The 20,382-nt window shown below is 50.2% G+C and carries 23 protein-coding genes; 11 read left to right on the top strand and 12 right to left on the bottom strand.

Features of this window, described 5'->3' with window-relative positions; genetic code table 11:
• Positions 1 to 71: 71 nt before the first annotated feature.
• A complete protein-coding gene (locus R7V76_RS13195) occupies positions 72 to 1,214 on the top strand; it encodes a sensor domain-containing diguanylate cyclase (RefSeq protein ID WP_318093061.1) in 1,143 nt (380 codons plus the stop codon).
• Positions 1,215 to 1,287: 73 nt separating this feature from the next.
• On the opposite strand, the gene R7V76_RS13190 is transcribed toward R7V76_RS13195, so the two are convergent.
• Positions 1,288 to 1,584 (bottom strand): hypothetical protein, encoded by a 297-nt coding sequence (locus R7V76_RS13190; protein WP_012370268.1) that lies wholly within the window; start codon positions 1,582 to 1,584, stop codon positions 1,288 to 1,290.
• A gap of 207 nt (positions 1,585 to 1,791) precedes the next feature.
• Positions 1,792 to 2,463, bottom strand: coding sequence for a hypothetical protein (locus R7V76_RS13185; RefSeq protein ID WP_318093058.1), 672 nt, complete (start codon positions 2,461 to 2,463; stop codon positions 1,792 to 1,794).
• A gap of 131 nt (positions 2,464 to 2,594) precedes the next feature.
• Here R7V76_RS13185 and R7V76_RS13180 point away from each other — a divergent pair, with 131 nt between their 5' ends.
• Positions 2,595 to 3,665, top strand: coding sequence for a threonine aldolase family protein (locus tag R7V76_RS13180; protein ID WP_318093056.1), 1,071 nt, complete (start codon positions 2,595 to 2,597; stop codon positions 3,663 to 3,665).
• On the opposite strand, the gene R7V76_RS13175 is transcribed toward R7V76_RS13180, so the two are convergent.
• Complete coding sequence (locus R7V76_RS13175; RefSeq protein ID WP_318093054.1) at positions 3,662 to 4,042, bottom strand: MerR family transcriptional regulator; 381 nt, start codon at positions 4,040 to 4,042, stop codon at positions 3,662 to 3,664. The genes R7V76_RS13180 and R7V76_RS13175 overlap by 4 nt on opposite strands.
• 84 nt (positions 4,043 to 4,126) lie before the next feature.
• On the opposite strand from R7V76_RS13175, the gene R7V76_RS13170 reads away from it, so the two are divergent.
• On the top strand, positions 4,127 to 4,885 hold the full coding sequence (locus R7V76_RS13170; RefSeq protein WP_318093053.1) for an SDR family NAD(P)-dependent oxidoreductase: 759 nt from the start codon (positions 4,127 to 4,129) through the stop codon (positions 4,883 to 4,885).
• 80 nt (positions 4,886 to 4,965) lie between these two features.
• Here R7V76_RS13170 and R7V76_RS13165 read toward each other — a convergent pair whose 3' ends face one another.
• Entirely contained in the window at positions 4,966 to 5,262 is a 297-nt protein-coding gene (locus tag R7V76_RS13165) for a hypothetical protein (RefSeq protein ID WP_251135853.1), read from the bottom strand.
• Between the two features lie 234 nt (positions 5,263 to 5,496).
• On the opposite strand from R7V76_RS13165, the gene R7V76_RS13160 reads away from it, so the two are divergent.
• Positions 5,497 to 6,696: an MFS transporter gene (locus R7V76_RS13160; RefSeq protein WP_318093051.1), complete on the top strand. Its 1,200-nt coding sequence runs from the start codon at positions 5,497 to 5,499 to the stop codon at positions 6,694 to 6,696.
• A gap of 301 nt (positions 6,697 to 6,997) precedes the next feature.
• Here R7V76_RS13160 and R7V76_RS13155 read toward each other — a convergent pair whose 3' ends face one another.
• Together R7V76_RS13155 and R7V76_RS13150 are read right to left on the bottom strand one after the other, a co-directional pair.
• Positions 6,998 to 8,152, bottom strand: coding sequence for a globin domain-containing protein (locus R7V76_RS13155; RefSeq protein WP_318093049.1), 1,155 nt, complete (start codon positions 8,150 to 8,152; stop codon positions 6,998 to 7,000).
• A gap of 179 nt (positions 8,153 to 8,331) precedes the next feature.
• Entirely contained in the window at positions 8,332 to 9,957 is a 1,626-nt protein-coding gene (locus tag R7V76_RS13150) for an ABC transporter substrate-binding protein (protein WP_318093047.1), read from the bottom strand.
• Positions 9,958 to 10,283: 326 nt separating this feature from the next.
• Here R7V76_RS13150 and iscB point away from each other — a divergent pair, with 326 nt between their 5' ends.
• Both iscB and R7V76_RS13140 read left to right on the top strand, forming a co-directional pair.
• Positions 10,284 to 11,540 carry an RNA-guided endonuclease IscB gene (iscB, locus tag R7V76_RS13145; RefSeq protein ID WP_318093046.1) on the top strand — a complete coding sequence of 419 codons (1,257 nt, stop codon included), beginning with the start codon at positions 10,284 to 10,286 and terminating at the stop codon, positions 11,538 to 11,540.
• A gap of 33 nt (positions 11,541 to 11,573) precedes the next feature.
• On the top strand, positions 11,574 to 12,809 hold the full coding sequence (locus R7V76_RS13140; protein ID WP_318093044.1) for an MDR family MFS transporter: 1,236 nt from the start codon (positions 11,574 to 11,576) through the stop codon (positions 12,807 to 12,809).
• A 71-nt stretch (positions 12,810 to 12,880) separates the two neighbouring features.
• Here R7V76_RS13140 and R7V76_RS13135 read toward each other — a convergent pair whose 3' ends face one another.
• From R7V76_RS13135 to R7V76_RS13120, 4 genes are read right to left on the bottom strand one after another with little or no spacing between them, the layout of a single operon-like run.
• Positions 12,881 to 13,123: a hypothetical protein gene (locus R7V76_RS13135; RefSeq protein ID WP_318093042.1), complete on the bottom strand. Its 243-nt coding sequence runs from the start codon at positions 13,121 to 13,123 to the stop codon at positions 12,881 to 12,883.
• A gap of 39 nt (positions 13,124 to 13,162) precedes the next feature.
• Positions 13,163 to 13,336: a hypothetical protein gene (locus tag R7V76_RS13130; protein WP_318093040.1), complete on the bottom strand. Its 174-nt coding sequence runs from the start codon at positions 13,334 to 13,336 to the stop codon at positions 13,163 to 13,165.
• A 3-nt stretch (positions 13,337 to 13,339) separates the two neighbouring features.
• Complete coding sequence (locus R7V76_RS13125) at positions 13,340 to 14,101, bottom strand: HAAS domain-containing protein (protein ID WP_318093039.1); 762 nt, start codon at positions 14,099 to 14,101, stop codon at positions 13,340 to 13,342.
• On the bottom strand, positions 14,102 to 14,425 hold the full coding sequence (locus tag R7V76_RS13120) for a PadR family transcriptional regulator (RefSeq protein WP_318093037.1): 324 nt from the start codon (positions 14,423 to 14,425) through the stop codon (positions 14,102 to 14,104).
• Positions 14,426 to 14,698: 273 nt separating this feature from the next.
• Here R7V76_RS13120 and R7V76_RS13115 point away from each other — a divergent pair, with 273 nt between their 5' ends.
• The 4 genes from R7V76_RS13115 to R7V76_RS13100 all read left to right on the top strand — a co-directional run bounded on the left by R7V76_RS13115 (position 14,699) and on the right by R7V76_RS13100 (position 17,922).
• Positions 14,699 to 15,247 carry a GrpB family protein gene (locus R7V76_RS13115; protein WP_318093035.1) on the top strand — a complete coding sequence of 183 codons (549 nt, stop codon included), beginning with the start codon at positions 14,699 to 14,701 and terminating at the stop codon, positions 15,245 to 15,247.
• Between the two features lie 342 nt (positions 15,248 to 15,589).
• The gene (locus R7V76_RS13110) at positions 15,590 to 16,258 is read left to right on the top strand and encodes a GntR family transcriptional regulator (protein WP_318093033.1); all 669 of its coding nucleotides are present in this window, start codon (positions 15,590 to 15,592) and stop codon (positions 16,256 to 16,258) included.
• A complete protein-coding gene (locus R7V76_RS13105; RefSeq protein ID WP_318093031.1) occupies positions 16,243 to 17,160 on the top strand; it encodes a DMT family transporter in 918 nt (305 codons plus the stop codon). The genes R7V76_RS13110 and R7V76_RS13105 overlap by 16 nt, the downstream gene beginning before the upstream one ends.
• A 51-nt stretch (positions 17,161 to 17,211) precedes the next feature.
• On the top strand, positions 17,212 to 17,922 hold the full coding sequence (locus tag R7V76_RS13100) for a DUF554 domain-containing protein (RefSeq protein WP_318093030.1): 711 nt from the start codon (positions 17,212 to 17,214) through the stop codon (positions 17,920 to 17,922).
• A gap of 64 nt (positions 17,923 to 17,986) precedes the next feature.
• On the opposite strand, the gene R7V76_RS13095 is transcribed toward R7V76_RS13100, so the two are convergent.
• Together R7V76_RS13095 and R7V76_RS13090 are read right to left on the bottom strand one after the other, a co-directional pair.
• Positions 17,987 to 18,466 (bottom strand): NUDIX hydrolase, encoded by a 480-nt coding sequence (locus tag R7V76_RS13095; RefSeq protein WP_318093028.1) that lies wholly within the window; start codon positions 18,464 to 18,466, stop codon positions 17,987 to 17,989.
• 14 nt (positions 18,467 to 18,480) lie between these two features.
• Positions 18,481 to 19,242 (bottom strand): arylamine N-acetyltransferase family protein, encoded by a 762-nt coding sequence (locus tag R7V76_RS13090; RefSeq protein WP_318093027.1) that lies wholly within the window; start codon positions 19,240 to 19,242, stop codon positions 18,481 to 18,483.
• A 169-nt stretch (positions 19,243 to 19,411) separates the two neighbouring features.
• Here R7V76_RS13090 and R7V76_RS13085 point away from each other — a divergent pair, with 169 nt between their 5' ends.
• Complete coding sequence (locus R7V76_RS13085) at positions 19,412 to 20,341, top strand: ABC transporter substrate-binding protein (protein ID WP_318093025.1); 930 nt, start codon at positions 19,412 to 19,414, stop codon at positions 20,339 to 20,341.
• The last annotated feature ends 41 nt before the right edge of the window (positions 20,342 to 20,382 follow it).

The following is a 20,382-nucleotide window of genomic DNA, read 5'->3' as shown; positions in this document are numbered from 1 at the left end:
ATAAGGTAGCGTCCCGTATCGTCAGCGTGTTCGAGTCGCTGCCGACGGAAAAGAAAGAGGTCAGACTGAACTTGAAATTATCGACGTTGCAATTTTACCTGTTACTTGCATTGTTTTCATTGATGTTTACGAGTATCTGGAGTTACAATGCTTTTTTGAAAATTGAACAAGAAAACGACCGGATTATCACGGAAGCGATTCCGATCTCGAATGCTGCTTCGCAACTGTTCCCATTATTGCTCGACCAAGAGTTGACGGTCCGCAGTTACTTACTCGATCAAAATGATCAGACGTTCCAGCAATTTAAAAATACCAATGCTGAACTGAAAGAGACGATTGTCCGGTTGAAGATGCTTGATCAACGGCATCCGATCCTCAAGCAGTTACTGGCAGATGAGGCGATTCCATTGATTTTACGGACGGACGGATTTTATGAACAACAGATTCAATGGATCCAGAGCAATCAAATTGATCGGGCGACACTGAAACGTTACAGCGGCATGGACTACGTCAATCAGTTCCGGCCGATCAATGCGAAAATCAATCAAGACATCGACAAAATCATTCAAGAGGCGACGGACCGTTCCAAACAGGCGTCGGCGTCTGCCAAATGGGTCATCGTCATCGTCGTCAGTGTCGCCGTCCTGCTGTTGCTGGCATTCCTGCAGACCTTCCGCCTCGAACGCAGTCAGCAGGCGTTGATTCACCGTTCGTTGCATGATGCTTTGACCGCGATTCCGAACCGGCGTGCGTTTGATGAACATTTGGAAGCCTCCTTCACGGCTGCCCGGGAACGGCAGACGGACGTTGGCTTGATTTTGATCGATGTCGATGAATTTAAGCTGTACAACGATACGTACGGTCACTTGAAAGGCGATTGGTGTCTGCAGAAAGTCGCCGGGACACTAAAGAAACAAGCGGGTGAGTTCGGTCATGTCTCCCGGTACGGCGGGGAAGAATTTGCCGTCATCTTGACGGAACATATTGAACAGATCACATATGTCGCGGAACGGATCCGCAGTGAAATTCTCCGGATGAAGATTGAACATAAAGCGTACGAGCCGCTTTGCCAGCTCAGTGTCAGCATCGGACTGGCTGTCGTCCATCCGACCGAAACCTTGACGGAAGGTGATTTGATCGTCCTCGCCGACCAAGCCCTGTACCGGGCGAAATCGAGTGGCCGCAATCGAATTTCCAGCCATGAAGCGAGTTAATTCACCAAAAAAAGCTCTGATTCCATTTCGAGATGGGATCAGAGCTTTTTTAATTCATAAATGGTCGTTCGAATCATTGCAAAATCACGCAATAGGACCGTTCGGAAATCAATGGTGCAGAAATGACAAAAACCGTCTTGACCGGCGTACCGCCGACTTTCGCGTCCAATTGATGCAGTTGAGACCGAATCTTTCGACTCAGGACATACCGGGTTTCCGTACTCAATTCATCAAGCTCTTCATCATGTACATGTAACAAGAGTTGAAACGGTTCGAGCGAGAAAATGGAAAAGTCGCAGTCGATTCGAGGGTCTTCAAATTGTTCATTCAGACCATTTTTGATGAAGTACGCTTCTTGTGCTGTAATCATCTCGTTTCGCCTCGCTCTCTTTCAGAAACAATTCAAAAAATTATAAGATGTTCGTTAGCTATATAGTCTTCAATACCCAATTTTCGTGAGAAATATCAGGTTATGCCTGAAAAAGACCGAATACTGGTGAATTAGGGGATGTTTTAACGGCCAATAAAAAAATCACTTGATTCAGGAGCGTCTGATCTGGAATCAGGCACTGCTGGATCAAATGATTGTCGAGCCGACACGGCGTAAGAAGTCTTCGGTCGTCTGTTTAAAAAACGTCAGTTGATGGACGGGAATCGAGACGTATCCGCCGTAACGGACTTCTAAGTAATGCGGATTGACCGGAGACGGAAAGTTGATCCGTTCGAACCATTCGGTCATTGTCTCCTGTTCCCGCCGTTGCATCGGTTTTGGAAGGCGGCGGTTAAACAGCAGCATATGTTGGCGAATGTCTTCCGCCGGCAGTTCATGGTGTCCGTAGCGGATTACTTCGACGCGGCTTGGCGTGAACAGAAGCGGTTTGAAGCGGTTCTTACGAACGATCTTCATGTAATAAACCAGTAGTCCGATCGATACGATCACAAGGAAAATAAAGATGAACGGGTATGGAGGCGCGACGACGGCGGAATCAAATCCGGTCCGCAGTAATAGCGGGTCCGGCTCCGGCGTGACGGTCTCGACAAGCGGCTCGAAATCCATGACAAGCGGATCGGATGGAAGCGTCATATTAGATGTGTCACCACAACGTGTCGTACAGGAGCTTGTCGTCTGACTGTCGAAAAGAGAAACGAACGATGTCAGAAAACGGGGGATGAACGACTGGATGACAAATAGGAACAATAAAACACTGGAAAGAAACAAACCGATTTTCAATCGGAACGAAGTCTGCACGGGATCACCTCTTTCATACCGTCAACACGGTGGATGGATGAGTCTGAACTGAGTATAGCAAATACGACACAGCATCGTTTTGATTTTTTCAAAAAATAGTCATTATTTCCTAAATAAATGGAGGTTATCAAATGGATCGCTTACGCACAAGTTTTCAACAAACAACCGGTCAAATCAGCGGACACGGAAAACGGAATGTCGGGGTTTTAAAAACCGCTTTTGCAGAAGTGGCAGACGAGACGGCGAGTGATCAGTACGGGACGGGATCGATCATTCAACCGTTCGAACAAAAATTTGCCGACCTACTCGCAATGGAAGACGCCGTCTTTTTCCCGAGCGGTACGATGGCGCAACAGGTGGCGTTACGGATCTGGTCGGACGAGACGGACAACCGGACCGTCGCTTACCATCCGCTCTGTCATCTCGAAATCCATGAGCAGGACGGACTGAAGGAGTTGCACCCGATCGAAACGATTCTGGTCGGCGCAGCAGACCGGCTGATGACGCTCGATGAAATTAAGGCGTTACCGGACATCGCCTGTCTGTTGCTCGAGTTGCCGCAACGGGAAATCGGCGGAGTCGCTCCGGCGTTCAGTGAACTCGAAACGATCAGCCGGTATTGCCGCGAACGGGGCATCCGGCTGCACCTCGACGGCGCACGGCTGTTTGAAATGTTACCGTATTATGAAAAGACGGCAGCTGAGATTGCCGGTTTATTCGACAGTGTCTATATCTCGTTTTATAAAGGACTCGGCGGAATTGCCGGGGCGATTCTCGCAGGACCGAAAGCGTTCTGTCAAACGGCGCGAATTTGGAAGCGGCGGTACGGCGGCGACTTAATCAGTTTGTATCCGTACATCGTTTCGGCCGATTATTATTACGAACTGCGAAAGGATCGGATGGGGCAATACTATGAGCAGGCAAAACAACTGGCCGAGCAGTTCAATGCCTTACCGGGCGTCCATACGACACCGGAAATTCCGGTCTCAAACATGTTCCACCTCCATTTTGACGGACAGGCGGCGGACGTTTCCTCGAAACTCGAGCAGGTTCAGGAGGAGACGGGGCTCGGGTTCGTAGGTTATCTCGTCGACAAAGACGGGTATTGTTCAACAGAAATCAGTGTCGGCGATGCTTACGGAGAGCTGGATCCGCAAACACGCGACGCCGGATTTGCCCGGCTCCGGCAAGCCTTTTCTTAAAACGTTTCTTTGACCGCCGGATGGAGCTGTTGGTAAACGGCAATTTTTTCCGTGATCATCTGTTCCGTCCGGACGAGTTCCGCGAGTTGCCGGCGGACGTTTTCTTGATGTGCTTCAAGGAGACGGAGCCGCTCAAGCGACGTATCGTGCGTCTCGGACGATGCGAGGAACAGTTTGACATATTCCCGGATCTGGTCGATTGGCATATGCGTCGCCCGGAGCCGCAGGACAAAGCGGAGCCACGTCAGTTGGGTTTCGTCATAACGCCGGACGCCGCTTGTGGTACGGGTCGGGAATAACAGTCCTTCTTTTTCGTAATAGCGGATCGTATGGGCCGTCGTCTCGGTTAATCGGCTGATTTCTGAAATCGTATACATCTTGATCGCACCTTTCTTGCTTGACTTAGAGTTCACTCTAACTTGTAGACTTTCACTATACCAAACAGAAATGGGGAATTGTTGATGAAATACACAGTCATTACAGGAGCCAGCTCCGGTATCGGTTACGAAACAGCCAAAGTGCTTGCGAAAAAAGGGAAATCACTGGTTCTCGTCGCCCGCCGAACAGATGAACTGGAAAAATTACGCGATGAAGTCAAAGCCCTTGCACCGGACAGCGATGTCATTCTGCGGTCCGTTGATTTGACGGAATCGGCCAATGTCCACGAACTGTACGATTCCTTGAAAGATCTCGATCTCGAGACATGGATCAATAATGCCGGATTCGGTGATTTCGATAATGTCAAAGATATTTCGGTCCCGAAAGTCGAGAAGATGCTCCGTCTGAACATCGAAGCCTTGACGGTCTTAACGAGCCGTTACGTCCACGATTATCATGACGTCGAAGGCACGACGGTCCTCAACGTCTCCTCCGGCGGCGGCTACCGGATTGTTCCGAACGCCGTCACGTACTGCGCGACGAAATTCTATGTCAGTGCCTATACGGAAGGACTGGCGCAAGAACTGAAAAACTCCGGGGCGAAACTGCGGGCGAAAGTTCTTGCACCGGCGGCGACGGAAACGGAATTTGCGGACCGGTCGCGCGGAGAACAAGGCTTCGACTACAGTAAAAACGTCGCCAAGTACCATACGGCGGCGGAAATGGCGACGTTCCTCGATCAGTTGCTCGACAGCGATCAAAGCGTCGGCATCGTCAATGCGGAAGATTATTCGTTTGAACTGCGCGGACCACTCTTCACGTATGTCGGTGCAAACAACTAAATCCGACAAAAAGCCAGCTTCCGCAATGCGGAAACTGGCTTTTTTTGTGTCTGAGAAGATGAAACGTTATGTATTTCATCTTAGATTAGCGGCATGACAAAGGTCGACGTTAAACTGACGACTAAAAACAGCGCGTAGCTGAAAAAGGTAGTTTTAGCACTGCCGTCGGTCCGACGTCCGAGAATCGAAAACAGACTGATCGCGCCAACCGTAAGCAGGGACAATAAAAACGATTGATGGGAATCGACTGATGGAATCAGCGACTGGGCAAGATGCGCCAGACCAAGCGGCAAGACGATTAATAAAAAGTAATAGCCGAGCCGTGTTTCTGATGGATGATCCGTCGATTCGTGATGGGTGACTGTACGTGTATGCATTCTCATGGCTCTTCACTTCCTTCTGTGTTCAGTATAGAGGACTTACCTCGCAATGTTCGTTACAGTCCGATGAGAAGTCGATAACAAGATCCATCGAATATGACGAACAGATGTCGGAAAAACCCCGTTCTGTAAAAAATGGAAATGCTTCTGTCCTGATTATGTAAAAAAGTGTAAACTGATGAAAGAGAAAATGTCGGGGGAGAGAATCCGCTCGTGAGAGGAGAAGTTGGAATGAACCGCCTGTTTCGTTATTTTTATGTGTCCGACCTGATTGCCGTCGTCGGCGCCAGTATTTCCTATATTGCCATCTACTGGACATGTGCGCAGCTGTTGTCGCCGGCAGCCGTCTCGTTAGTGATTGGTGCCGTATTCGTGATTCGATTCATCAGTTCGAGTCTGGTCGGACCGTGGATTGACCGGATCGAGCCGGTCCGTCTGCTGAAAGCGACCGTCCTGATCCGCGTTTTCCTGCTCCTTGCCGTCTGGTTCATCCTGACACAGACTGACGCTCTGCTTGTGCCGTTGCTCTGTCTGCTCGCTGTCCAGACGCTGTTACAAGTCATCGGTGGGAATACCGCGTTTAAGGTCGTCACCCGGATTGTTGTCTCCGAACAATTACCGGTCGCCAATGCTTACTTGAGTACGCTCGACCGGGTCGGGACACTTGCCGGCTTGCTGGCGGGAGGGCTATTGATCAGCGGGTTTTCGATTACAGTGATTTTAGGGATGGAAGCCGTGGTACATCTGATTGCCTGGTTCCTGTTGTTCCCGTTACGGTCGGCACCGGACAAGGCAGTCAAACCGAAACTGACTTATTGGACCGATTTACGGGAAGGGTTTACATATTTAGCGCGGGACAGCCGATTGATCCGGATTTTAGTCTTCGGTATCCTCGCCAACTGGATGATTACACCGGTCAACGCGTTACTCGCACCGTTTGCGAAAGACGTCATCCGAGGCGGAGCGAATACGTTTTCGATGCTCGAACTGGCCCTCGTCATCGGCGGAATCGGCATGTCCCTGTTGTATGCACGATTTGCGAACCGGATTGATCTGATGCAGATGTTTTACCTGTCGATGGTCCTGCAGGGCGGTTTTACGTTGCTGATCGGGCTGACGACGACTCTGCCGTTTGCTTTCAGCGGGATGTTGTTGCTCGGGATGGCGCTCAGTCTGTTCGGAATTCCGTTTTCGACGCTTCTGCAACAGACGACACCGGATGCCTTGCTCGGACGGATCCGTTCGGCGATGGTCGCGGCTTCAACCTTCAGTTCGGCACTGTTCTTCGGATTATCGGCATACTTGACGACCGTTTTTGCAATTGACACCGTCTTTCTGTTCTTTTCCGGAAGCGGTCTGCTCATCCTGCTGATCCTGCGACTTCAGCGTAAATCACCGGCAGCGGAAGTGCGACGGGACGAGGTCGGATGACAAATCGGCCTTCAGGCGGAGGGCAGGAGAAACGGGAGGCGTTATACTTAAAAAAACGCTTACAGAGGAGAATGCAGACGATGGATGGAATGGCGATGCTCGCGTTGATGTTTTTGATTCCAATCGGTGGAATGACGGTCATGTTGAATGTTTTATGGCGACGGATTACACCGGAGCTTGAAAAATAATAACGTACATAGGACCGTAGAGTCGGTCGGTATGATGAAAAAAACGGACGAGACTGAACCCTTGAGAAAAGGGCAGTCTCGTCCGTTTTTTTGTCGTGAAAGATAGAAATACGTTAAGAAACGGTGGTCGGCGCTTCGAGTGCTAGACTTGGTCCGAACACTTCAAAGTGCAATTTGTCCGCCTGACCGCTAAAGTAGCGGCGGACGAACTGAATCATCGCTTCCGGTCCGCACACATACGTGTCGGCCGCCCGGTCAATGTTCGTTACATCATCCACCGACAAGCGTCCCGGTGTTGTACCCGGCAATGCATTACGTTCCGCATAGCGGATGATTGTTGCTCCCTGTTCTTCAAACTGAGCCAATTGTTCGGCGAACGGGCGATCGAGATCGTCCTGGACGGCGACGTATAACGTCGTTTTACGCCCAGCCGCAAGGGCCGCTTCGGTCATCGCGAGGAGGGGAGTCAAACCGATTCCGCCGGCGAGACCGACGAATGGCGTCGAAGCGTCCGTTAATGTAAACGAACCGGCCGGTGCACTGAGCAGGACCGTTTCCCCGACGGATAGACCGTGCAGCTGACGCGAGACGGACCCGTCCTGTTTGACGCCGATCGTGTACGATGTGCCGTTGGCGACTGTCGTCAGACTGTATTGGCGGTTTTGCCATAAGCCATCCGGTGCCTGCAGGCGGACTGTGACATATTGACCGGTTTGGTACGGAGCAAGTGGTCGTCCGTCTGCCGGACGTAGCGTAAACGCTTTGATATCGCTTGATTCAGTCGTCACCTTCTCGATGATGAACGGTTGATACCCTTCGAAGTTCGTTGCCTGTTCATCCTGTTGATACAGTTCTGCTTCGAGCGAGATGAACAGCTTGGCGATTTCCCCGTAGCCGGCTGTCCAGGCGTCGATGATGTCCGGTGTCGCTGCTTCACCGAGGACGTCCTGAATCGCACCGATCAGTTCCGTTCCGACGATGTCGTACATGTACGGTTTAATCTGCAGGCTGCGGTGTTTATGGAGGACCGGCAGTAACGTCGGTTTCAACGTCTCAAGCTGATCGATGTAAGCGGCGGCGGCATAGACAGCTGTCGCAAGCGCTTGCGACTGGCGGTCGTTTTTTTGATTCGACTGATTGAAGATATGTTTCATTTCCGGATGATTGTCAAACAGGCGCTGATAGAAGACACGTGTGATGCTGTGCCCGTGTTCGGCGAGAACCGGGACGGTTGATTTGATGATGGCGATTGTCGATGACGTTAACATAAGGACACTTCCTTTTCGGATAATGGATGATCGAATCAGGTTCGATTTCAGTATCTGCCAGAAGTCATTTTAATGCAATAGATAAAATACTAGATTTAAAAAAGTACGTGATGTTTGTCACAAGTATGCCATCATTTTGTCAAGCAACCGACAAAAAAACCTCCGAGGTAAGTCGGAGGTCAGGAAGAAATCCATAGTTTCGAGAAGTCAAAGTAGCCGAACGAATCAATCGTGATGTTTTGTAATTCAATCGGAAACGGGATGATTCGGGTATCATCATACAGCGGAATGAAATAGGACGAGTCGATCAAATGCCGCTCGACCGTCTGGTGCAGCCTCATCCAGTCCTCAAACGGCGTCTCGTCGTACCGGTCAATCCATGTCTCCATCTCCGGCATTTGCCGGAACATCTTCGCCGGCGGGGAAAAATCATTCGTTAAAAACTGATGAAAGGCGACCGGTAAGTTCCGTTCGAACACTTCGGCGTGAACGGCGAGATCAATCGTCTCAAAGGCATGGAAATCGGTGATGCTTGCTTTAAAACTAATCGGAACGAACTCATAAGGAATCCCGTGCGCGTCAAACGTCTCGCATAACCAGCGGGTCACCTTGTCCGTGAAGTCGGTCAGCTTGATCCGGAGCGGCTGCGTAAACAAAACGGCAGGACCATCCGGGAGCGGGTGGACGGAACTGAACTGTTCCAGAAACCCGCGGTCGTTCGGATAGGATCGTTCACTGACCGTTTGAACCGTTGGGCGGATTGTGGCAATCAACCGATGTATATAGTGCCGTGCTTCCGGCCGTTCGAACGGGCCGCCGGGACGCGGATTCAAAAAGACGAGTCCAAAACCGGATTGGGTCGAAATCGTATCCGTCTCACCGGAATCTGACCGTGATGTCCGGTAGACGGGGTCATAGGCATCCGGCATTTGAATGAACTCGATCCGGTCAAGCAGGGCGCGGATGCCGTAATAACTCGGAAATGCCGACAGAATCGTCTTTTTCGGATCGTTTTGCGTCAGCTGGAACGGTCCTGTCCCGACGTTGTCTTTCCCGATGCTCGTATGGATCGTCGCCAGTTTCGGAAGCAGCGAATGGCGGCGTTGATCTAACGTGATATCGACCTGGTACGGTCCGTTGGATTGGATGTGCTCGACATGCCGGTACGACCGGGCATACGCCGGATAAGCGACCAGTTTCCGGAGACTTTTCGTGACATCCTTGCTCGTCAGCAGTGATCCGTCATGGAAGCGGACATCCTTTCGTAAATAGAGCGACAGGACGGGACCGTTCCAGGCATAATGGTGCGCCAGTTCACCTTGCAGTTTGCCGTCCGCGTCAATCGCAAACAACCGGCTGAAGACGTTCTGGACGAGGTGGGCACTGTGAATGTCGGCGGCGTCGAGCGGATCGGTCGTCAAAAAAGGACGCCGGCGTGGAATCAGCAGGGCATCGGACGACTCCTGCGTATAGCCGAACTTTTGCTCAAGCTTTCGCATGAACCGTCCCGTCTGCGCCGGTGACCAGTCCCAGCTCAGTTCTTCCGTCACCGCGTCGACCGACTCGCGTTCAATCCGTTCGAGCATCTGTTTCGCATATTCGCGTTCGACATGACGGAGCCAGACAAGTTGTGTCAAATGACCGCGGCCCCGGCCGCTCGTATACGCGAGCCAACCGTCTTCCTGCCAACGTGTTAAATACCGTTTTGTTTGTTTGGGGCTTAAATGGATTGTGTCGGCCAGTTCGGCAATCGAATAGGAACCTTCCCGGCAGGTTTTCCATAACGTGAACAGATACGCGTCCATCTCATTCCTCCGTTCTAAAAGGGGACATCTTTTCTTAACGATGTCCATTTTTTAGTTGCTGTGTCTTGTTTATCATACAGGTAGAGAATGGAAGGTGACAATGTCAATTACCTATCACTAAAGTGACGGGCTTATACAGCTTGAAATTGACTAGTCTAGGTTCTAACGAACTACGTTGGTTGGGTCATGACACCTCTCGGTGCCCGTTCTAGCCGTTTGCCCTGTCGTCTGTTATTAAAAGTCCTGTTAGGTCGGGGCGGTGTTGCAGATGGAAAAAGCCTTTCCAACATTGACGAAGAACAACAAACTCGAAGGAGGAAAACGATATGCTCGTTTTCGTACTCAATAAACATGGTGAACCTTTAATGCCATGTAAACCAAGAAAAGCTCGTCGTCTTTTAGATGAGAAGAAAGCAAAAATAGTCAAGCGAACACCATTCACCATTCAACTACTCTACGGGTCAAGTGGTTATAAACAACCGATCTCCCTCGGGGTGGACGCCGGAACGAAACAGATTGGTTTCTCAGCGACAACATCCACGAAGGTCTTGCTCGAAGGACAAGTTCAACTGCGTACCGACATCCAAGACTTGTTGGCGACACGACGTGCCATGCGAAGCGCAAGAAGAAGTCGAAAGACACGCTACCGTCAAGCGCGTTTTCTTAATCGTAAGAAACCTAACGGATGGCTTGCGCCATCCGTTCAGCATAAAGTCGATTCCCATCTGAAACTCATCCGGATGATTCATCGTCTGTTGCCGATCAAACATCTAACGATAGAAGTCGCTCAGTTCGACATCCAAAAAATCAAGAGCCCTGACATATCGGGTGATCTGTATCAGAAGGGAGACCAACTTGGCTTTTGGAACGTCCGGGAGTATGTCTTCTTCCGCGACAAGCACATGTGTCAGCACTGCAAAGGAAAATCGAAGGACAAAATCTTGAACGTCCATCATATCGAAAGCCGTCGCACCGGTGGTGATGCACCAGACAATCTCATCACACTCTGTGAGACGTGCCACAAAAAGATTCACAAGGAAAACTTAGAGCATCTTTTCCAACGGAAATCACGTTCTTTCCGTGATGCCTCGCAGATGACAGTCATGCGTTGGTTCATCTACAACGCTGTTAAAGAAACGTATCCTTACGTCAAACTTACCTATGGGTTCCTCACGAAGAACAGACGCATTCAAAATGGACTCGAGAAGCGTCATGCTGTCGACGCACGTTGTATCAGCGGTAATCCATTAGCGGAAGAACCAAAGGTGTCGTATCTTTTCCGACAGGTACGCGCGAACAACCGTCAACTGCATAAGATGACCGTCGGTAAAAAGGGTAAGAGAAAGGCGAACAAAGCGGAGCGCCTTGTCCACGGCTATCAACTGTTCGACAAGGTGCAATACGAGGAGCAAACGTGTTTCGTTTTCGGAAGACGCAAGAACGGCTACTTCGACCTCAGAACGCTAGCAGGCTTCAGCATTCATAAATCTGCTTCTTATAAGAAACTGATATTGCTCGAGAAAGCGAAGACTTGGCTCGTTGATATCCAACCAGAAGGAGGTGAAGGTCGGTCTCACCCCTGACTAAAGTCGGGGATTTCCGCCGATCTATAAAAAATGAAATGGAAAGAAATGCCTCGACCAATTAAAGTAAGATTGGTCACATCGTTTATCAACCGGACGATATCGTTTGCGATCATGCCGTTCATGGCATTGCTGTTCGTCCAAGCCTACAACAAAGTGTTTGCCGGAATCTTTTTGATCGGGACAGTGATACTCAGTTTTCTGATTGGTCTGATCGGCGGCTACCTCGCCGACCGCTTCCCGCGGAAACGGTTGCTTGTCCTGTCGACGACAGCGACCGGCTTGATGTTTTTGACAATGACGATTTCTCTCGCCATGGAGCAGATGTTACTGTTCACGATTGCCTATGCCGTCTTCACGGTGACAAGCAATATCGGCCGGCCGGCGATGAGTGCGATCATCATCGATGCGACGACACCGGAAAACCGGCGCGCGGTGTATGCGATCGACTACTGGCTGATCAATCTGTCGATTGCCCTCGGAACGGCGCTCGGCGGCTGGCTTTACGTCAGCAACCGGTTGTTCTTATTCAGTCTTCTGACGTGTACGTCGCTGCTGTTGCCGGTCGCTTACCACTTGTTGCTCGATGAATCGAAACACGTCTGGCAGAAACAGCCGCTCCGGACTGTCTTCGTCGATCTCGGAAAAAGTTATCAGATCGCCTGGCGTGACCGGCCGTTCGTCAAAGTCGTCTTCGGTTCGATGTGTATCCTCGCAGCGGAGTTTTCGATCGGCAGTTACGTCGCCGTTCGTTTAGCGGATGAATTCGACACGGTGACGATCGGTGACCTGACCGTCAACGGCGTCCGAATGCTCAGTTTGATCAACATTGAAAATACGATTCTTGTCGTCTGTTTGACGTTCTTTATCCAACGGTTTTCAAATCGCTTTACGAACAAACAGGCGCTGGTCGGCGGACTGGTCCTCTACATCATCGGCTATACGACGGTGACGAGTGCCAATTCGCTGACGCTGCTCTTGACCTTCATCTTCATCGCGACAATCGGGGAGCTGCTCTATTCCCCGACGCTGAACGCGGAAAAAGCCAATATGATGCCGGCCGACCAACGCGGTGCTTACTCGGCCTTTGCCGGAACGTCACATGCCGGTGCCGATCTGTTGTCCCGCTCGACGATCATTCTCGGAGCGATCCTCGCGCCGTTCATGATGAGTGTCTACATCGGACTGATTGTCTGTCTCGGCCTTGGACTGGTCTACCTCGGTTTATTCCGGAAAGAAAAAGTCGTCGAGAAACAACAGGCTTCCTGAGTGACTGACCTAATGAAGAAATACAGCAAAAGACGTCCTGCTCCAACAGAGCGGGACGTCTTTTTGTGCCATCACATACGTGTTCCTGCTTTACGGTTAGACAGCAGGAGACCCAGGACGATACTTGCGATCGCAGCGCATAAGCTTTTCAGCAAAAACTGGTTTCCCAGTCCTTCGATCACATAACCGTTGAACTTCTGACCAAGCGTCGCTTCCGGTACCCAGTCGATTACATACCCGATTCCGAAAAAGGCGGGAAGACTGAGCAACAGGTAAATCAGGATGAAGCTGAGAAGAAATATTTTGAAGTTCATGAAATGTCTCCTTACCGTTTGATTGGAGGAACATGGTGGTTATCGTTGAACCAGTGCGAGAACCAAAATCAGCGTCGACAGACAGCCGGCGCTCAACAAGGTCAGCATTTTGGGACGGTTGATTTCTTTTGAGGATTTCGAGACTTCTTTTGAGAGTGTCAACCAAATCACGAGCGACAGAAGGATGACAACAAATAATAGCGTGTGAGACATCGGTTAATCCTCCATAGTTTCCGATTTTTTGAAGTTGGTTTCATAAAAAAACAGACCGGTCATCGTGACGGTGGCAAAGAGATAAGCGACCAGTACAGCGAGTAGTGGCGAGCCGTCAAATCCGTACCGGATCACGACTTGCGGCAACAGGTACGCAAGCAGACCAATCGGTAAAATCCAAGTTTTTGCCCGGTAAGCCGTGTAGACGGTGAATAAAAAGGCAAACAGACCAATCAGCCAGCTGCTCCACCAGGAGAAACGAATCATCGGCGAAGAGACGAGCGAATCCGTGAAAAACAGTCCAATCAGCAAGAGGAATGTCAGACTGCCGTAAAGACCGAACCAGATGAATGACCGTTTCGAGTCGGGATGCGTGGCGCTGTACCGAAACAATCGGCTCAGCGCAATCAGAAAGAGACTGATCAACACGATGAAGCCGATTAGAAAATAAAGACTGTACGCGAGCGGTCCGTCGAGAAGGTCTTGAAACAGTAAATAACTGAACACGCCGGCGATGATCTGCAAGAGGACGGCAACCGATTCACGGTAATCCGTCGTCATTTCCGAAGCGATGGATTTCATGTAGTCGGCCGGACTGGCTCCGGTAATCGCGATGGTCGACTTGCCGTCGGCTTCTGCTTCTTGTAAGTGATTCTCGAGTTCCGTCACGATGTCCTGCGTCGCCTGTTCATTTTTGCCGGACGCCAGCAAATAGAGTTTTAAGTCCGCCAAAAATCGAACGGACGCGGGAGATAAGGTCTGCATTTAAGACTCCTCCTTTAATATATGATGGACACTTGCCGATAATTGCCGCCACCGTGCCGTAAAAGCGGCCAGTTCCATACGGCCGTCCGGCGTCACGGTATAATACTTCCGTTTTGGTCCGCTCGGGGAGAGACGTTGCGTCGCTTCAATCCAGCCGAGTTTTTGCATCCGCATCAGTAGCGGATAAATCGTCCCTTCGCTGATGTCGGAAAATCCGTATGCGGCGAGCTTGGTCGCCAGTTCATAACCGTACAGTTCCTCCTCTGCAATCAGAGCGAGGAGACAGCCGTCGAGAATCCCTTTTAACATTTGCGTCGATGACATATTCAGCCCTCGTTTCACTAACATGTATTACAAGGTAAGTATATATTGTACTATCTTGTAAAGCAAGGTAGCGAAGGATAATTATGATTATTTTAATCGGAAACGCGGTAAATAACATGTAAAAGTAAGGAAAGATCAGCCGAATTCTGGGGAAGGAATTCGTACGGAGAAACATATGATTACTATTTCAGTTGCTGTTGTTGTCCGGCAACGAAGAACTTAATTGTTCTCCTATAAACAACATGTTAAATATCAAGAAGAGGGAGTGAAATCATGAACGGTAAAAATCATGAATCTTCATCTATTCCAGCCTGGGCTTACGAAACAGTTGAAATACAAGCTTCAAGTTCACAATGGGAGCAGAGAGGTTTGCAGGAGAAAATAAAACTGTCTAACATTCTTTCACAATTTGATGTCAAAGAGGTAGAGCATATAGGTAGTACCGCCGTTCCGGGTTTATCGGCCAAACCTATTATCGATATGATGGTACGTGTCATATCGTTCGAAAAAATCAATGAAATTATCGACACGCTTGTTTCGAATAATTGGAACTATGTGCCACCTGAATTGGATGGTCAGGATTGGAGAAGGTTTTTTGTACAAGTAGAGAAGGATAAGCGAGTAGCTCATTTACAACTCATTCAAGTAAACGAGGTACGTTGGGAAGAACAAATAAAGTTTCGCGATAAGCTAAGAGCTGATCCCTCTCTCATAAAAGAATACGGAGAAATCAAAAGAAAATTGGCGAAAGAATATAGGGATGATCGAGAACGCTATACGCAGGGGAAAAGTGATTTTATTAATCGAGTATTAACGGATTAATGATACTGATGCTTTAACAAATTAATACTTAAATTCTTATACCGTGTGAGCAAACTTTGTCTGCGAGCAAATATTATCATGTGACTCAACACTTTTGTGTATTATCACAATGTGATTCGATTAAAAAACGATAAAGAACCGCGGTATCAGGAATGGAACAGGGCGATGCCGCTCTGTTCGATAGAAGGGACCGAAAGTTGTACCGTTTGGCTAGAATCAATCAATTTTTATGGAAGCGAAAATGAGGAGTTGTCAGCAAAATAAAGCAACCGATTTTGGTTGCTTTATTTTTTTGAGGAAAAAAACTATACAGTCACAATTGATATGTAATATATTAGTTTTATGAAAACTCAACCGATTCAACGAACTTCCCTAAGTGAAGAAGTGTATCAACGACTGCAACAGCAAATCATCACCTTGACCTTGGCACCGGGTCAAAAACTGAACGATCAGCAACTTGCGGAAATGTTTGGCGTCAGCCGGACACCGGTCCGCGAAGCATTGAAAAAACTGGAGGAGGAGGGACTCGTCGTTGCAAAACGGGGATCACGGACGAATGTGACGATGCTTGACGCGACGCAGGCAAGGCAGACGTTTCCGATCGTCGCGACATTGCATGCGCTCGCGGCACGTCTCGCGTTTCCTTTACCGGAAGCGGATATCACCCGTTTAATCGAACTCAATCAAACGTTTCAGGAAGCAATCAACCGCGGGGATGCCGCGTCAGCGTTGCAACTCGATGACGCCTTTCACGGGCTGTTTCTCGAACGGAGTCAAAACGGTCAACTGGCAGACACATTAAACCGCTTGACGCCGATGATCCGCCGGCTCGAGTATGCCCAGTTCAGCCGTCACGGGCATGACTCGGTCACGGATCATCAGACGATTATCGAAGCCTGTCAAAACGGCAGGATCGAAGACCTTGTCCGTGCAACGGAACTCAACTGGAACGGTCTTGGGCGCCATCTGATCGCTTCCCTGGAGGAGGACACGCCATGCGACCCATTATAATCGGGATTTTGGCGGCGATGTTTTTTGCCGTCACCTTCATCCTGAATCAATCGATGCAAGGGAGCGGGGGACACTGGATCTACAGCGCCGCCTTACGGTTTTATCTGATGTTGCCGCTGTTGGTCGTGATTGTCGCTTGCAGGCGCCGACTTGGTCGTGTCTGGTCGGCACTCCGGGATGCTCCGCGCTTTTGGCTGACCTACGGCACGATCGGCTTCGGGATTTTTTACAGCGGGATTTGCCTCGCCGCCGATTATTCACCGGGCTGGCTGATTGCCGGAACCTGGCAGGTGACAATTCTCGCCGGACCGCTGCTGGCACCGCTGTTCAAACAGACGATTCCGTGGGCATCGCTCCGTTATTCGCTGTTAATCGTCGCGGGTGTCTGCCTGATGCAATTGTCGGTCGCAGAAGGGGTGTCCGTTTCGGCGTTGCTACTCGGTGTCCTTCCGGTCATCTGTGCCGCGATCGCGTATCCGCTCGGCAACCGGAAGATGATGGAACGGTACGGGGACGAACTCGATGTCTTTGACCGGATTCTCGGGATGACGGTGGCCAGTCTGCCGTTTTGGCTCGTGTTATCCGCGATCGCCTACATACAGGTCGGCTTACCATCGGCGGGACAAGTCGGTCAGTCGGGGCTGGTCGCCTTATTCTCCGGTGTCATTGCGACATCACTGTTCTTTTACGCGACGACACTCGTCCGGACGGAACCGGTCCGTCTCGCAGCCGTCGAAGCGACACAGTCGTTTGAAATCCTGTTCACTGTCCTCGGGGAGATGCTGTTTTTACACGCTGTTTTTCCGACCGGTCTCGCGTTGTTCGGGATGCTGCTTGTCATGCTCGGGATGACGATCCACAGTTTAAAGCAGGCCCAGTCAAAAGAAATACCAGAAATATAATTATTTCAAATACCATATGTGATTATAATTACTTAGAAAAGAGGATACAGGATGGTCTTAACCGGCACACTTGTCAATACAGGATTAATCATCATCGGTACATTACTCGGTCTGCTGTTTCATAAAATTCCCGAACGGACGAAAGAAACGGTTGTCCAGGCAATCGGACTCGCTGTCGTCGTGCTTGGTGTTCAGATGGGGCTGAAGAGTGAGAACTTCCTGATCGTCATCGGCAGTCTCGTCTTAGGCGGGGCAATCGGTGAATGGTTACGGATTGATGAAAAGCTCAACCGGGTCGGAGAATGGCTTGAACTAAAAATCGGGCGGGGGCATCCATCGAATATCGCAGAAGGATTCGTCACAGCGACGTTGATTTTCGTCATCGGAGCAATGGGTGTACTCGGGGCGCTTGACGGCGGCTTACGTCAGGACCATGACGTCCTCTATACAAAAGGACTGATTGACGGCTTCACGGCACTTGTCCTCAGCTCGACCCTCGGCATCGGCGTCATCTTTTCGGCGATTCCGGTCCTTGTTTATCAAGGAGCAATTGCTCTCAGCGCAGTGGCGATCACGCAATTTGTTCCGGACGCCATCCTCCAGCAATTCATCGTTGAGATGACGGCGACCGGCGGTGTGATGATTTTAGCGATCGGCTTGAATCTAGCCGGCATCACCAAAATCCGGGTCGCGAATCTCCTGCCCGGTATCGTGATGGTCGGATTGATCGTGACCGGTTTGGAACTGCTTGGATTTAACTGAAACCTAAAAGACATCCGTTTGTGCTGTTGATTTCGGTCAGCAGCAGGCAAACGGATGTCTTTTTTTAGTGGAGAATTTGTTTCAATTCAGAAATATGGTGCTCAAGCAGCCGGTGCCCGTCATAGTGAAACGTATGGAGCTGTGGTGTCGTCTGTTTCAAGACGTGCGGCAGGTAGGCTTTTAGATTACTGATGACACCGGTATTGTCCGGATGAAGGATCCAGTCGAGCTGTTTCCAGTCGAGAATGCCTTCGCGGGTCGCGAGCGGTGTTACGAGGCGCTGATCAGGCGGAAGTTCGGCAAGGAACAGATACATCCCGACCGTCTCGTCCGCCTGCAGGAGAATCGTCCCCGAAAACTGGACATCGGTCAGAGTCAGACCGGTTTCTTCGAACGTTTCCCGGATGACGGATTCCGCCGGTGACTCACCGGCTTCGATTTTACCGCCGACCCCGTTCCACATCCCCATCGCCGGTTGTTTTTGCCGGTTCAGCAGCAACCACTGATCGTTCTTGCGAATCAAACAGAGTGTATAACGATACAAGTCTCCTCACCTCCTTAAAAGAAGTCGTGTTTAAAGGCTGCGTACTGGTCGTCGGATGTGACTGGTTGAATCGTTTTCTTGCCGTCGGTCCAGGTCGTCAACGCCTGTCGTGTCAGAATACGGTGTCCATCGGCCTTGCGGATGGCGAGCAGACTGCGTTTGTTGAACGGGGAAGCCGGATGTTCCTGGATGATTCGTTCCATGTCGGATAGAGCAGCCGGTTCGATCGTCTGTTGCGTGTAGAAATGGTACCCGATGACAAACTCATCGTCCTGACCGGTCCGTAACATCTCCAGCTGATAACCGGCGCCATTTGGGGCAATCCGGTAGCTGCCGCTCGGTGATGTGACGGTTTCGCCGGTCAAGGGAATCGGGCGTAAGGCGAGATTGACACCGAATCCCGTATCGACGAGATAGGTCTGCTCCTGGTGCGACAGCAGGACGGCGACGTGGGTCGGACCGGTCGCGGACCAGACGTCATTTTCCTGATCGAAGACGGTCGCCTTGAGAAGGGCGACGTCAAACCCTTTGATTCGTAACACTTCGTACAGCAAATGGTTGAGATCATAGCAGACACCGCCCGCCTGACGTTCGATGAAGGTCTGTCGTAATCGGTTCTGGTCAAACGGAACCGACTCTTTTTCGAGAACCGATGCATTATCAAACGGCAGGTGATAGGCAAAGGCTTCAAGCAGCGCGGGTAAATCGGCAAAGGTTAACGTATGACCGAGCGGATAATGGATCCGGCCGGCTACGTCTTTCATAAATGTAGACAAGACAATTCCTCCTTTAATCGATGATTCCATTATCGCATATTCCCGTTCATGACAGGATGCATGTTATCTGAAAATAAGATTTGGTCTTTTGTTTCGTGATGAACTTTGTTATGCTGAAACAGGATTAATTAAGAATGATTCTCATTCCGGATGAAGAAGGAGGCTCCTCATGTTACGAAAACGAATGACCGGCGCATTAGCGCTTTTGGTAATGAGTTGTCTGATGCTTGCGGCATGTGCCGGACAAGCGAAAGAAGAGACGACGAAAAAAACGCACGCTGTCACGCATGAAGCAGGAACAACGAACGTACCGGACAATCCGAAACGGATCGTGGCCCTTGAGTTCTCGTTCGTCGACGCGCTCGACGAACTGGGCATTGAACCGGTCGGCATTGCACAGGAAAACAAGGATGATGTATCGGGGCTGCTTGGTAAGAAGATTTCCTTTACGGAAGTCGGGACACGCCAGCAACCGAATCTCGAAGTGATCAGCTCGCTGAAACCGGACTTGATCATCGGGGACTTTAACCGGCACAAAGGGATTTACAAACAACTGCAACAAATCGCACCGACGATCATCTTAAAAAGCCGGAATGCGACCTATCAGGAAAACCTTGCATCATTTAAGAGCATTGCAGAAGCCGTCGGTCAAACGGACAAGATGGACAAACGTCTGAAGCTGCATGACAAACGTCTCGCAGCAGCCAAACAAAAAGTCGATGCGGACGATCAACGCAAAATCATGGTCGGTGTCTTCCGGTCCGATTCATTGACGGCACACGGAGAGACATCGTTTGACGGGGAACTGCTTGAAAAACTCGGCATCGACAATGCTATCACGAAAACAGCGGAACCAACCGTGACGATTACACTGGAGCAGATCGTCAAATGGGATCCCGATGTCATCTTCATGGCGGAAGCCGATCCGAAACTGCTCAACGAGTGGAAAAAGAATCCGCTCTGGAATCAAATCACGGCTGTGAAAAAAGGTGAAGTCTACGAAGTCAATCGTGACTTGTGGACCCGTTACCGTGGACTGGACGCAGCGGAACAAATCGTCGACGAAGCGATTCAACTGCTGTATCCGAAAAAACCATAAATGACGACACGAGCCAGAGCAATCTGGCTTTTGTTGATGAA

Source organism: Exiguobacterium artemiae (assembly GCF_033342815.1).
Classification (GTDB): domain Bacteria; phylum Bacillota; class Bacilli; order Exiguobacteriales; family Exiguobacteriaceae; genus Exiguobacterium_A; species Exiguobacterium_A artemiae_A.
This window is presented reverse-complemented; position numbering and strand designations above follow the sequence as displayed.